The sequence below is a fragment of the Paenibacillus sp. 1_12 genome (assembly GCF_900114475.1).
In the GTDB taxonomy this organism is placed as follows: Bacteria; Bacillota; Bacilli; order Paenibacillales; family NBRC-103111; genus Paenibacillus_S.
On record NZ_FOTE01000003.1, the window covers coordinates 427,832 to 441,549 of the forward strand.

Genomic DNA, 13,718 nt, shown 5'->3' on the forward strand with positions numbered 1-13,718 from the left:
CAATTGAATAAAGCTTGAACAGGTGCCTGTAAGCTAACACTTATCGGGTTAAAAGGGAAGCTGGTGCAAATCTGGCACGGTCCCGCCACTGTGAAGAAGAAATTCGCCAAGCCGGCGAAGACTTCCAAGTCAGGAAACCTGCCTGTTCTTTGTAAAGACTGTCCCTTTCGAGGAAAAAGGAGCGTCGCGTTTGAATGATCGCAGTTTCTTCGAGTTTATTGCCATCGTTTATTTTGCGCATGCCCTCTTGTTTCTTTGCGAAAAGAAGCAGGAGGTTTTTCTTTTGTTGGGGAAGCATGGGAGGAGCTTTTAAAAATGAAGTTAGCAAATATAAATAAAATGCAGCGCCATGGTTCGAAGCTGGTTATGCTCATTGGGATCATTGCTTTGCTGATCCTTGCAGGCTGCGGGAACTCAGCGACAGTGCCAAGCAAGGGAGAGCTTGTTGAACCGCCGAAGGCAGGGGCAGGAGTTGGCCAAGAATCGAAGCCGCACAATGGGTCAACAGCAGCCCCGACAGCTAAAGCGACTGTCTATCCACTTAAAGTGAAGGACGCGACAGGCAAGGAATTTATTTTTGACAAAGCGCCTGCTAGGCTGGTATCGATTTCTCCAAGTGAGACGGAAACATTGTTTGCGCTAGGTTTAGGTGAGCAGGTATACGGAGTATCGGATTTTTGTGATTATCCGGCAGAGGCTTTGAAGAAGCCGAAGATGGGCAGCATTGTAAAGCCTAATGAGGAAGCGCTGCTGGCATCAAATGCAGATCTGATTGTTACAGGCGTGTCGATGAAAGCACCAGCAGTGGAGCAGCTTCGTTCGCTTAAATTAAATGTATTTAAGGTTGAGCCGAAAACCGTCGAGGATGTATTGAATAATACACTGATGTTCGGTCAAATTTTCAATAAACAGGAACAGGCGGAGAAGCTGGTCGCTGAGATGAATGCAGATCGCCAAAAGGTTACAGATGCCGTCAAGGCTCTGCTGCCGGAGCAGAAAAAACGTGTACTGCTTGAATTCTCGCCAGGCTGGACTGTAGGCAAGGGCGAATTCATGGACGAGCTGATTACGATATCCGGGGGTATCAACATTTATGGAGAAATAACGGGCTATTCGCAGCTAAATGAAGAAAAGGTAATTGCCGACAATCCGCAGGTTATTTTGTATCCAACCAATCTGATTGATAACAAATCCAAAAAAACTTTGGATCAAATTATTAAAGAGCGCAGCGGCTGGGGAAAAATCGATGCCGTCAAAAATAATCAGGTCGTGGGTGTGGACAAAGACTGGATTAGTCGTCCGGGGCCGAGAATCACTAAAGGTCTCGTTGATATTGCCAAGGGCATATACCCGGAACTGGTGAAATAAATGAAGCAAAAGCTGTTGATTTGGGGAGGGGCAGGCATGCTGCTCCTTCTTCTTGCCATCACGATATCCTTATCAATAGGGACGGTCCAGCTGCCGCTGCTGCAGGTTTGGGCGATTCTATTCCACCATATTCCATGGATAGGCGACCATGTCTTAGTGAATTGGGAGTCTTCTTCGGAGCAGATTGTTTGGCGGGTACGGTTTCCGAGGGTGGCGCTTGGCGTATTGGTGGGCGCCTCGCTTGGAGTCGCCGGGGCGGCGTTTCAAGGAGTGCTGCGCAATCCGCTAGCTGATCCGTATACGCTCGGTGTTTCCTCAGGTGCCGCTGTGGGCGCTTCCTTCTTGATTTTGTTCGGACTGCAGTTTTCTTTATTAGGCATTTGGACGATACCCGCTGTAGCATTCGGTACAGGCATGGCTTCGCTTTTTACGGTACTGCTGCTGGCCCGGATGGATGGGAAACTGCAGATAGAGACCGTTATTTTATCCGGTGTTGTGATGCAAGCATTTCTGGGCGCATTTGTAGCCTTGATGGTGTCGATGTCGAAGCAGGTTGTAAATGAGATTGTGTTCTGGTTGATGGGCAGTCTGACGCTGCGGGGCTGGTCCTACTCATTGATACTACTGCCGTATTTGGTTATTGGAGCTTTGCTGCTGCTGCTGTTTGGACGTGCGATGAATCTGCTCTCCCTTGGAGAAGCTCAGGCCGCGCATATGGGGGTCAACGTCGAACGAACGAAGCTGACGGTACTCATCGCGGCTACCTTGGTAACCGCTGCCGCCGTATCCGTATCAGGGGTCGTAGCTTTTGTTGGACTGATTGTTCCCCATTTACTGCGTTTGCTGGTTGGCCCAGATTATCGTTTACTGCTGCCGCTGTCGCTGATTGGTGGTGCTTTGTATGTGCTGTGTGCCGATACACTGGGTAGACTGCTGTTAAGCCCCACAGAAATTCCGCTTGGGGTAGTAACTGCATTTCTCGGTGCACCGTTTTTTGTTTATTTGCTGCGTAAGAGCAGGCGGAGAACAGGGTAGACAATATTGAAACGTGTAGATGGTTATAAATCGAAGATTTCATTAAGCGATTTATATAAATTTGGAATATTATGCAGTGTTATGTTAGCGGTTGAGATGAGGTGAATCCATGCTTGGTCATGATGAAATGCCGATCATTCAAGTGGACAATGTCAGTAAAGCGTTTAGAGCACAGACTGTTTTGGAGCAGGTGAGCTTCACAGTGGAGCCTGGTGAATGCTTCGGTATTATCGGCCCGAACGGCAGCGGCAAGTCAACGCTGTTAAAGCTGTTATCCGGTATAGACAAGCCAGAGTCTGGGCGTGTACTGCTGGATGGTAGAGCAGCCTATTCGTACCCACGCAAGCAGTTGGCCCAATGGATGGCGGTGCTGGAGCAGGATTCGCTGCCCCCGCTTGGCTTCACAGTGCGAGAAATGATTGCGATGGGGCGGTATCCCTTTCAAAATTGGCTTGGCGATGAAATAGCCACGGACGCAGAGCAGCTAATTGAAGACATTCTAAAGCAGCTGCAGCTTGTGGAATTGGCAGACCGAACTATGGACCGTTTAAGCGGAGGGGAACGGCAGCGTGTTGCTCTGGGCAAGCTGATGGCACAGCAGCCGCGTTTGCTGCTGTTGGATGAGCCGACGACCTATTTGGATATTGGCTATCAACTCCAGATGATGGAATGGATTCGTGAATGGCAGCAAAAAGAGAAGCTGACTGTTGTTGCTGTGCTTCATGATTTGAATTTGGCTGCACAGTACTGCGACAGGCTGCTGCTTATGCAGGCGGGCAAGACCGTAACCATCGGTCGTCCTGGAGAAGTCATACATAGCGAGCTGTTGGAGCCTGTGTATCATACCCGTCCTATCGTGTTGGAGCATCCTATATACGAAGTTCCGCAAATTTTACTGCAAGCTGATAGAAAAACTAGAAGTATAAAAGGAGAAGATTGATGGTGCAAGCATCACTGAATACGATAATTGAAGCCATTCAACCGGTAGATGTGGAGGCTGTTCAAGCCGCAGCTGATCACTTGGATCAGCTAACCAAACCGCCAGGCAGCCTTGGCAAGCTGGAGGAGCTAGCCAAGCAGTTGGCTGGTATTACGGGAATAACGGTCCCGAAGATCGGCAAAAAGGCTGTAATAGTTATGGCAGCCGACCATGGCGTATGTGAAGAGGGAATTAGCGCATTTCCATCTGAGGTCACTCAGCAAATGGTGATGAATTTTTGCAGTGGCGGTGCAGCTGTGAACGTATTGGCTCGTCAAGCCGGTGCTGATGTGATCTGTGTGGATATCGGAGTGAATGCCCAACTGGAGCATCCGCTGCTGTATTCACGCAAAGTGCGTTTTGGAACCGCCAATATGGCAAAAGGGCCTGCGATGTCAGAACAGGAAGCGTTTCAAGCAATACATACCGGCATTAAACTAGTCGAAGAGCTGGTTGCACAAGGGTATACATTGTTTGCAACCGGTGAGATGGGAATCGGTAATACGACAGCAAGCTCCGCTTTATTAGCGGTATTAACGGAAGAAGCGGTTGAGCATACCGTAGGACGTGGAACGGGTATTGACGATGAGCGGCTGCGGCATAAGCAAGCCGTCATTGCGCGAGCCATAGAACTCAACCAACCGAATAAGGATAATCCTCTGGATGTTCTTGCCAAGGTGGGCGGCTTGGAAATCGCAGGGCTAACAGGGGTCATTCTTGGTGCTGCGCTGCATCGCTGTCCGATTGTGATTGACGGCTTTATTTCCTCAGCTGCGGCACTTGTAGCAAGCCGAATTGCACCGCTTAGTGTTTATTATATGATTGCATCTCATCAGTCGCAGGAAAAGGGGCATGAATGTTTGCTGAAAGCAATCGGATTGTCTCCGATGCTTCATATGGATATGAGGCTTGGTGAAGGGACAGGAGCGTTGTTGGCATTCCCGATTATTGAGTCCGCGATCAAGATCATGATGGAAATGGCTACATTCGCAAGTGCTGGTATTTCGCAAACAGATAATCATACGAATTCTTAGCAATTGGAGGTGCTTCTATGCTCGTATTGGTAACGGGCGGCGCCCGCAGCGGCAAAAGCTCATTTGCCGAGACCTATACCGCTAAGCTTGGCAATCGAGGTATATACATAGCTACAGCGCAAGCATATGATGATGAAATGAGAGCGAGAATCGGTCTGCACCGACTTCAGCGAGAAGAAACGGGCTTTGAGTGGGCTACCCATGAAGAGCCTCTGCTTCTGACGGAAGCTTTGTTGTCATTCACGAACAAAAACAATGAAGATAAAGAAATCGATGAAGCTGTTATTTTAGTTGATTGTCTTACTCTATGGCTAAGTAATTGTCTGCTGAAGGCTGAGCAGCAGCCTGATATGGAGCAAATTTTGCTAGCTAAGCTTGATGAATTGACGGCTGTTTGTCAGTCGGTTGCCAGCCAAGGACGGCATTTGATTCTCGTAACGAATGAGGTTGGCTATGGCTTGGTTCCGGAATACAAGCTGGGCAGACAATTCCGAGATCTGTCTGGCACGATGAACCGCATATTGGCCAACGTGGCCGACCAGGTGTTTCTGGTTACGTCCGGTATTCCGGTGGAACTGACAAGCTTGCGCTACAAGTTGTAGCATCAAAGAAGAAATGGCAGGTGGACACAGGTGCTGTTGTATTCTTGGCAGGAAACAGCGATCATGCTATTGGCTGCCATAATGATCGACTGGTTGATTGGGGACCCGCGTTGGCCGACACACCCGGTGATTCGCATTGGGCAGTGGATCAACTGGTTGGAATCCAAGCTGCATCGGGAGGAAGGCAAAGGTATATCCAGGCAAGCACAAAAACGGAGGGGGATTGTGCTGCTTGTATCGACTCTGCTGCTGACATTTATCCTAATGTATACGCTGCTGCTTACTGCACGATGGATTCATCCATGGCTCGGTTACGTCGTGAATGTCTGGTTCATATCCACGACGATTGCCATCAAAGGTTTAAAAGATGCAGCTATGCAGGTGTATAGGCCTCTCCAGCAGAATCAGATGGATGAAGCAAGAAAATACGTGGGATATATCGTCGGTAGAAACACCTCTGAGCTGGACGAACCTGAGATTACAAGGGCTACGGTGGAAACAGTAGCGGAAAATATCGTGGACGCTGTGGTGTCCCCGTTGTTTTTTGCCTTGCTGGGCGGTGCGCCTTTGGCCATGCTCTACCGTGCAACAAATACGCTGGATTCAATGGTTGGCTATCGAAATGATAAGTATTTGTATTTCGGATGGGCATCGGCTAGGTGGGATGATGTAATGAACTGGCTGCCGGCTCGTATCACCGGCTGCTTACTTGTAGCGGCTGCTGTTGTCCAAAGAGGCTGTTCCGCTGTCAGAGCAGCCCGCTCGATTGTGTATTTTGCAAGGCTGCATCCAAGCCCGAACAGTGGAATACCCGAATCGGCAGTGGCAGGTGCACTGGGTATCGAGCTTGGAGGCGTGAACGTCTACCACGGAAGGACAAGTGAGCGGGCGCGGATGGGCTGGCCGCTGCGGGAACGGGGGCGAGCCGATATTATTCATACGATACAATTGTTATATGCGGTTAGTTTTTTGATTGCGGGAGGTTTGGTATGCGCACTATGCTGGGCTTGGTGGTAAAGGTGCTGGCAGCTTGCGCGGCGGCCTTTCAATTTTTGACTCGGCTTCCGGTTCCGGTCCAGCTGCATTATGATGATGTGCTATTTCGCAGAAGTGTGGTCTTTTATCCGTTTGTTGGTGCGGTGCTCGGGCTGCTGCTAAGCGGTGTGGGATTGCTGCTGCAAGGGTACGGACTGCCTGCCGGTTGGCTTCCGGGCGGTATCGGATCCAGTGGTGTTGTTGCCGCACTGCTGCTCGTAGTATGGGTGGCTATGACAGGAGCCCTGCATTTGGATGGGCTGATGGATACGGCAGATGGTATTTTCAGCCATCGTACGCGTGAGCAGATGCTGGAAATTATGAAGGACAGCCGTGTTGGCGCAATGGGCGTTGTCGGCTGTGTGCTGCTCTTACTATGCAAATGGACTCTGCTTCAGCAGTGGCTAACGCTTCCGATGGAGACTTTTGCTTATATGCTGCCATTGACTGCGCTTTGGAGCCGTTGGTATATGGTGGTGGCGATTGCTTGTTGGCCTTATGCCAGGGCTGAGCAGTCGAAACGTGGACTGGGTTCTTTTTTTCGGGGGATTGGTTTGAAGCATTTATCCATACATACGGCTTTCGCTGTTGGCTTGTCTCTCTTGTTGGCTGGATGGCATGAAGGTGTATGGATCTCGGGGCAGGCATTGCTGACAACGGGTACGGCGCTGCTAAGCACATTGCTGATCGGTGCAGGAATCAGTATGTACTTAAGCCGTAAGCTTGGCGGACTGACAGGAGACACCTATGGTGCGATGAATGAAATTGTGGAAACAGCACTGCTGCTTATTGTATATCTGGTCGTTCGTTAAAGAGACAAGTGTTTCTCAAAAGGATACAAACAGGTTGTGTGTACCAGGATTGGGAGGATGGCATCATGTTAGAAAAGTATGGTCATGGCGGCGATTTATGGACGGCAGCGGAAACATTCGGCAAAAGCAAGGAGCAGTTTCTTGATTACAGCTCCAATATGAACCCCTTAGGTCCGCCTGCTATCGTGGAGCAGATTTTGCGGGATCATTGGCGTGATTTGGCCGCATACCCCGATCCTGCTGTGAGAGAACTGCGCAGCAAGCTGGCGGATAGGTACAAGATTTCCGTCGAATCGATCCTTGTTGGCAATGGAGCGGCGGAGCTGATTGATCTGGCTGTAAGAGTGCTTCAACCTGCTGTGATGGCCGTATCGAGACCTTCATTTTCGGAGTATGAGGAAGCTGCGGAAAAGGCTGGCGGTCGCATATTGGATATACCTCTGCATGCATATAACCATTTTGAGCTGCAGTTGTCTGATGTAGAGCATGCGCGTGCGGCTTCGGATTTGTTATTTCTGGGGTCTCCTAATAACCCGACAGGAAGGCTATTATCGGATCCAATTAAAGCCTACTTAGCGAAGTCGGGTAAGCCTGTCATCATCGATGAGGCATTTATCGATTTCAGCCCTGAGGAAGAGCAGCTGACGATGATACGAATTGCGGCACAATCCAATCATCTGATGGTCATTCGCTCGATGACGAAGTTTTATTCGATCCCGGGACTACGGCTAGGATTTATTGTAGCGCATCCGGACCAAATTCGTCGTCTGCAGCAGCTGCAGGTGCAATGGAGTGTCAATATGCTGGCGCAGCTTGTAGGTATTGGTGTGATGGCTGATCACGATTATGAGCAAAGAACACATAAATGGCTAGCCAAGGAACGCCCGTGGTTGATCGATCAACTGCAGCAGCTTGGCCTCCATGTAACGCCGAGTGATACGAATTATCTTTTATTTTCGCTAAGCGGGCTCGGGCTGACAGCTAAAGAGATGCAGCAGGAGATGGGACAGCGCGGCGTATTGATTCGGGACGCTTCCCGATTCCATGGGTTGGACGCTACGTATATACGTGTCGCAATTCGTTTGCGGGAGCAAAATGAGCGATTGATCGCAGCACTGCAGGACTCGCTAGAGGCGTTGGCCGTGCAGCATTCGATAACAGATCGTAATCTGACAATAACGGCATCAGGTGCTCAAGTAGATCCCATGCAGGCGGATCTTACGCAAATTGATGAAACAAAAACAGACGCACCCGAACGGCTTAGAACCGTCCCCAGAATTCCGCAAAAGCAGCAGCAAGCGCCAACGCTGATGGTTCAGGGAACCTCCTCGGATGCAGGGAAGAGTCTTATAACAACCGCCTTCTGTCGTATTTTTCTGCAGGACGGTTATCTTGTTGCACCGTTTAAATCACAAAATATGTCTCTCAATTCTTATGTCACAATAGATGGCAAGGAAATTGGACGCGCACAGGGAATGCAGGCTGATGCCTGCCGCATTGCAGCGACGACCGATATGAACCCGATCCTGCTTAAGCCGAAGAAAGATATGGTTGCCCAGGTCGTTGTTCATGGTAAGCCTTATCGTGACTTCGATGCTCGGACTTACCGGGAAAAGTATTTGTTAGAAGCGGAGATGATCGTCAAGGACTCCTTGCAGCGTCTGCGTGAGGCTTATGACCTTGTGGTGATTGAAGGAGCCGGTAGCCCTGCTGAGGTTAATCTCAAGGACCGTGATATTGTCAACATGCGGTTGGCAGGCTGGGCAGACGCTCCAGTTGTGCTGGTGGCGGACATTGATCGTGGCGGAGTTTTCGCTTCACTGCTCGGTACGATCGAAATATTTACACCGGAGGAGCGGGATCGGGTAAAAGGCTTTATTATCAACAAATTCCGTGGTGATGTGACATTGCTGAAGCCTGGACTGGATTGGCTGGAAGCAAGAACAGGCAAGCCGGTACTCGGCGTTATTCCTTATTTGCCCGACCTTGAGCTGGAGGATGAGGATTCAGCATCTCTGGATCGCAAGCTGTCTGTAGGGAGTTTGCAAAGCCGCTCCAACGAAACTAATGGTCATACAGATGGTACAGATCAACTGAAGCTAGATATTGCTGTCATCCGACTTCCCCGTCTATCCAACTTTACAGATGTAGACCCGCTTCTCTATGAGCAGGACGTACATGTGCGTTATGTCAGTTCACCGCATGAACTTGGCTCTGCCGACGCCATCGTGATTCCTGGCAGTAAGAATACGGTCGATGACCTGCTTTTTTTACGGGAAACCGGTTTGGAGAAAGCATTGCTTGAGCACGCTCGACAAGGCGGGCATATCGTCGGGATATGCGCAGGTTATCAAATGCTGGGTGAACGGCTGCTGGATCCGCTGCACACAGAGTCTGACCGTCCTGAGACAGAGGGCTTGGGTCTACTGCCTATCGAAACGATCTTTGCAGCAGACAAACGTACAGTTCGTACATCAGGAACGACCCGCTTGTTTGCTGCAGATGACGAGGTGATGACGGTTAGCGGTTATGAAATTCATATGGGACAGACCCGTTTCTTGCAACCAGTTTCACATCCTTTTCAGCTTCATGAGGAGCAGGGGGAGCAGCAATCTCATCCGGATGGAGCCATCACGGACAATGGGAAAGTGTGGGGCACGTATGTACACGGGATTTTACATAATGATGTTTTCCGCAGATCCTGGTTGAATGAGCTTCGACGCAGCAGGGGCTGGGGGCCAAAAGGGATCGAGCTTGCATTTCAAGACCGTAGGGAAAAGGCATTCGATCGGCTGGCCGATCATGTCAGAAGTCATTTGGATATGACCCGTTTATATGAGATGATAGGCATAGACCGACAAGTCTAATTACAAGCCATTATCATTATACTTATTGAACATGCTTATAAATATTTTTGAATAGATAAAGGAGGCGGCGAAGATGAAGATTTATACACGAACTGGTGATGCCGGGCAGACCGGAGTTATCGGAGGCAGAGTGGATAAGGATGATGTACGTGTGGAAGCGTATGGAACGGTAGATGAGTTAAAATGCTTTGTCGGGCAGGCGATGGGTTTTCTGGACAAGGATAAGTTCGAGGATCTGCTCATCGATCTGCTGGAAATTCAGCATGAGCTGTTCGATTGCGGTTCAGATTTGGCGCTGCTCAAGCAGGAGCTTCGTCCTTACAAGGTAACAGCTGAAATGGTGGACCGATTGGAAACGTGGATTGATAAGTACGATGCGGAAACGCCGGATATTACAAAGTTTATTTTACCTGGGGGAAGTCTGGCTTCTTCAACACTTCATGTATGCCGAACCGTTTGCCGCCGGGCTGAACGCCGTGTCGTGACACTTGCTCGTACACAGCCAATCAATGAGCAGGTGCGCCGTTATTTGAACCGTTTATCTGATTTGTTTTTTACCATTGCCCGTTTGGCTAACAGCCGCAATGATGTGAAAGATATTGAATATGCGCGAAGCGCCAACGTGTTTCGCCGCAAATGAGCAGCTACTACGAACCTTTAACATACACCGTTTCAGTGGAAGAAGACGGCTTTTATCTGAAAACGATTTTGCAAAACCGAATGTATTTGTCCCGCAAGCTGCTGTCCCGGCTGAAGCTTACCGAGCAGGGGATTTTACTCAATGGGCAGCGTGAATATATTAGTGTGCGCGTTCATACCGGAGATGTCATTGAGGTTCGGATGAAGCAGGAGGAATCAGAGGATATTTTGCCGCAGGAGCTGCCGATTGATATATTATTTGAAGATGAGCACCTGCTCATTGTGAACAAAGCGTCTGGGATGATCGTACATCCCACCCATGGACATTATGTCAATACGCTGGCCAACGGGGTTGTCCATTACTGGCAGCAGCAGGGGAAAAGCTATCGCTTTCGACCGATTCATCGCCTGGACCAGGAAACGTCAGGGACTCTGGCTATTGCCAAAAATCCGTTTGTACAGCAGCAGGTATCTGAGCAAATGAAAGCCAATCTGGTGAAAAAAGAATACGTCGCGCTGCTGTACGGCGTGATGGAGCAGGACGAGGGTACCGTGAACGCGCCGATTGATCGGGATCCAGAACAGCCGCATATCCGTATCGTGACGGAATCCGGTTATCCAGCAGTCACGCACTATAAAGTGGAACGGCGTTTCAAGGAAGTGACGCTGGTGCGTCTATGGCTGGAAACCGGACGTACCCATCAAATCCGCGTGCACATGCAGCATCTTGGACATCCGCTAATTGGCGATAAGCTGTATAAGAGGCAGCAGGATGCGTTAACCGACGCACAGACAGACGCAGCCATAGACATGGGGGAAACCAGCACACAGGACTACTCTGTGACAGGGTCAGCATTTGCCGAACCTCTGCCTTCAGAAAATGATGTAGGGCTTGTCCTGGAGCGGCATGCTTTGCACGCCATTAAGCTTGGATTTAATCATCCTAGTACCAAGCAGTGGATCGAATTTCATGCCCCATTGCCTTTAGATTTGGAGAACTATATGACGGAGCTGCAAGATTAGCTGACCTTAGGGGAGTTACTAGAAGCTTTCGTGTATACTTTCAACTCCTCGATAATGGTCGCGCTGAGGCCGTTATTTTTTTCGAATAGCACGCCGTAGCTATGGTAACTTAGAGAGGATTGCTGCCATCTCAAATAACCGACAACGGAGATATCCTTGTTGGTAAAGTTGAAAACGATCCGGATTTTAATCCGATTGGCTTTACAATTCAGATTTAGCTTACTTTCGAGCCTACAACCATTTCTGCTTAAATCTATCAGCTTGGCGTACACAATTTTGCTTGTTAGGGTAGAACCGTTGATCTCTGTAATTTCAAATGAACAGTCTACCGGTTTAGTGAAAATATAACGGAACGGTTCTTTTCTCCGACTTGTAAACATGAATAGACCTCCAATATGTATTGATTTCTATATAATGTTATATACAAATTGTAACATCGGGCCTGTCCAATATCCATGAGAGGTTATGTAGGGTAATGTCGAAATGGATGAGAGCTATTGAGGAGTTTTGTCGCATACAAGGAGAGATGACAGCTGAACTCTTATCGCAGCCTATTACATGCAGGTTTGGCAGTCATAGATATCGTAATGATCACGCACAACAAAGGCTGCTTATTAGGGCTGTGGCTCTGTGAATAGAAAATTAGACCTACAACGTTTTAAGTTGTAAGTCCAATTCGCTATATGTAAAGATAAGGGATGTTTCTATCATAGCGGATCTATATTAATTTTATATGAGAAAGTGATTAAACTCAGCTTAGTTTTTATATGACTGATGAATCCTGTATAATGTACAAGAGTATCTAGAGAGGATGATAAGCTTGACGAGCCCCAAAGAAGTCCTAATATATTATTATCCCCAATGCGGTACTTGCCGGAATGCACTGAAATCTTTGCAGCAAAAAGGTGTGGAGGTTGAGAAGATCCATTTGTTTGAAGCCCCACCTGAACGTGAGCAATTGAAAAAGATGATTGAGCAAAGCGGCCTTGACATCAAAAAGTGGTTTAACACCTCCGGTGAGGTTTATAAAGAGCAAGGGCTTAAAGACAAGCTGCCACAAATGACAAATGAGCAAAAGATTGAATTGCTTGCTTCCAATGGAAGATTGATTAAACGGCCCATCGTTACAGATGGCATACGAGTAACCGTTGGTTATAAAGAAGAGCAGTATGAACAAGAGTGGGGTCATTAACAGCGTCACCATAGCAAGTAACAGAGGAGCGTGACCATTTGTGCAGCAAAAGAAAAAAAACAAGAAGAATCCCTTCTGGCTGCTCGGATCAGCATTGGTTTTCATATTGGCGCAAGGCAAGTGGCTGATTGGATTATTGAAGGTTGGTAAGTTTGGCGGCGTATTTTTATCCATGCTGATCTCCATCGGTGCTTACGCATGGCTGTTTCCATGGAGCTTTGCCATCGGATTTGTGCTGCTGATTTTTGTTCATGAGATGGGGCACGTGATTGCAGCGAAGCAAAAAGGCTTGCCCGTTTCAGCACCCATGTTCATCCCGTTTTTAGGGGCCATGATCATGATGAAGCGTCAACCCAGGGATGCCGTAACGGAAGCCTATGTGGCGATGGGAGGACCTGTTCTCGGAACAGTTGGAGCACTTGTCGTATTTGGTCTCGGTTATTATTTGAACAGTCCGTTCCTATATAGCTTGGCGCAGGCCGGCTTCCTTATCAATCTGTTTAATTTGATTCCGATTCACCCGCTGGATGGGGGAAGGATTGTAACTGCGGTCTCGAGATGGCTGTGGCTGGTTGGTCTGATCGGGGGTCTTGTACTGATCATCTATCACTTTAACATTATTTTGTTAATTATTTGGGCGATGTTCGCTTACGATTTATATAACAAATATATCAAGCAGCGGAAAACGGGCAGTGAACCTAGAGCCATCGCAGCGAGCTTTCTGATTCCGGCCGAGCCATTAATCGAACAGGGCTACTTGATTCCTGGTGAGGAGCATAAGCGCGAGCTGCCTTTTCTGACCTACTCGGATCTTGAAGGACAGCAGTTCGTAGAAGTCAACTGGGAAGGTCTGAATTTTCATGGCACCATTGCACTGGGGCGACAAGCTTTAATTCGCCGTACACATGTAACCAGATTGGAACGGATGAAAAAGGAGGATGGTCTCTATCTGATGCTGCATATCCAGGTCGATTATGAGCCATTCGAAAATGATAAATATTATGAGGTGCCAACAGCGTCCCGTTGGAAGTTTGGTGTCGCTTACCTCGCGCTTGCCGCATTTTTGTATGGCATGTTGACATTCGTGCAGAAGCTTAGTCAGGCTTTACCAGGACTATAAGAGCTACTTAAA

General features: G+C 48.6%; 13 protein-coding genes and 1 riboswitch. Of the genes, 12 read left to right on the forward strand and 1 reads right to left on the reverse strand.

The annotated features are described in order from the left end of the window. Positions 1 to 3: 3 nt before the first annotated feature. Positions 4 to 161: riboswitch (cobalamin riboswitch) on the forward strand. Between the two features lie 154 nt (positions 162 to 315). From BM210_RS09545 to BM210_RS09590, 10 genes are all read left to right on the forward strand, one after another. Continuing rightward, on the forward strand, positions 316 to 1,368 hold the full coding sequence (locus BM210_RS09545) for an ABC transporter substrate-binding protein (RefSeq protein ID WP_256223427.1): 1,053 nt from the start codon (positions 316 to 318) through the stop codon (positions 1,366 to 1,368). Then, positions 1,369 to 2,403 (forward strand): FecCD family ABC transporter permease, encoded by a 1,035-nt coding sequence (locus BM210_RS09550; protein ID WP_091167359.1) that lies wholly within the window; start codon positions 1,369 to 1,371, stop codon positions 2,401 to 2,403. 109 nt (positions 2,404 to 2,512) lie between these two features. Further along, positions 2,513 to 3,343 carry an ABC transporter ATP-binding protein gene (locus tag BM210_RS09555; protein WP_256223428.1) on the forward strand — a complete coding sequence of 277 codons (831 nt, stop codon included), beginning with the start codon at positions 2,513 to 2,515 and terminating at the stop codon, positions 3,341 to 3,343. Continuing rightward, positions 3,343 to 4,416: a nicotinate-nucleotide--dimethylbenzimidazole phosphoribosyltransferase gene (gene cobT / locus BM210_RS09560; RefSeq protein ID WP_091167361.1), complete on the forward strand. Its 1,074-nt coding sequence runs from the start codon at positions 3,343 to 3,345 to the stop codon at positions 4,414 to 4,416. The genes BM210_RS09555 and cobT overlap by 1 nt, the downstream gene beginning before the upstream one ends. Positions 4,417 to 4,433: 17 nt before the next feature. Next, entirely contained in the window at positions 4,434 to 5,018 is a 585-nt protein-coding gene (cobU, locus tag BM210_RS09565) for a bifunctional adenosylcobinamide kinase/adenosylcobinamide-phosphate guanylyltransferase (protein WP_091167363.1), read from the forward strand. Positions 5,019 to 5,048: 30 nt separating this feature from the next. Continuing rightward, positions 5,049 to 6,035 carry an adenosylcobinamide-phosphate synthase CbiB gene (gene cbiB / locus BM210_RS09570; RefSeq protein WP_091167364.1) on the forward strand — a complete coding sequence of 329 codons (987 nt, stop codon included), beginning with the start codon at positions 5,049 to 5,051 and terminating at the stop codon, positions 6,033 to 6,035. Next, a complete protein-coding gene (gene cobS, locus BM210_RS09575; protein ID WP_091167366.1) occupies positions 6,008 to 6,865 on the forward strand; it encodes an adenosylcobinamide-GDP ribazoletransferase in 858 nt (285 codons plus the stop codon). Before cbiB ends, cobS begins: the two co-directional genes overlap by 28 nt. A 65-nt stretch (positions 6,866 to 6,930) precedes the next feature. Then, entirely contained in the window at positions 6,931 to 9,732 is a 2,802-nt protein-coding gene (locus BM210_RS36205) for a cobyric acid synthase (protein ID WP_091167368.1), read from the forward strand. Positions 9,733 to 9,805: 73 nt separating this feature from the next. Beyond that, positions 9,806 to 10,372 carry a cob(I)yrinic acid a,c-diamide adenosyltransferase gene (locus BM210_RS09585; protein ID WP_091167369.1) on the forward strand — a complete coding sequence of 189 codons (567 nt, stop codon included), beginning with the start codon at positions 9,806 to 9,808 and terminating at the stop codon, positions 10,370 to 10,372. Further along, complete coding sequence (locus BM210_RS09590; protein WP_091167371.1) at positions 10,369 to 11,394, forward strand: RluA family pseudouridine synthase; 1,026 nt, start codon at positions 10,369 to 10,371, stop codon at positions 11,392 to 11,394. The genes BM210_RS09585 and BM210_RS09590 overlap by 4 nt, the downstream gene beginning before the upstream one ends. On the opposite strand, the gene BM210_RS09595 is transcribed toward BM210_RS09590, so the two are convergent. Beyond that, positions 11,391 to 11,774, reverse strand: coding sequence for a PilZ domain-containing protein (locus tag BM210_RS09595; protein ID WP_091167374.1), 384 nt, complete (start codon positions 11,772 to 11,774; stop codon positions 11,391 to 11,393). The two genes, BM210_RS09590 and BM210_RS09595, sit on opposite strands and share 4 nt — an antisense overlap. Positions 11,775 to 12,205: 431 nt before the next feature. Here BM210_RS09595 and BM210_RS09600 point away from each other — a divergent pair, with 431 nt between their 5' ends. Beyond that, positions 12,206 to 12,586 (forward strand): arsenate reductase family protein, encoded by a 381-nt coding sequence (locus tag BM210_RS09600; protein ID WP_091167375.1) that lies wholly within the window; start codon positions 12,206 to 12,208, stop codon positions 12,584 to 12,586. Between the two features lie 40 nt (positions 12,587 to 12,626). Then, entirely contained in the window at positions 12,627 to 13,706 is a 1,080-nt protein-coding gene (locus BM210_RS09605; protein ID WP_091167377.1) for a site-2 protease family protein, read from the forward strand. The last annotated feature ends 12 nt before the right edge of the window (positions 13,707 to 13,718 follow it).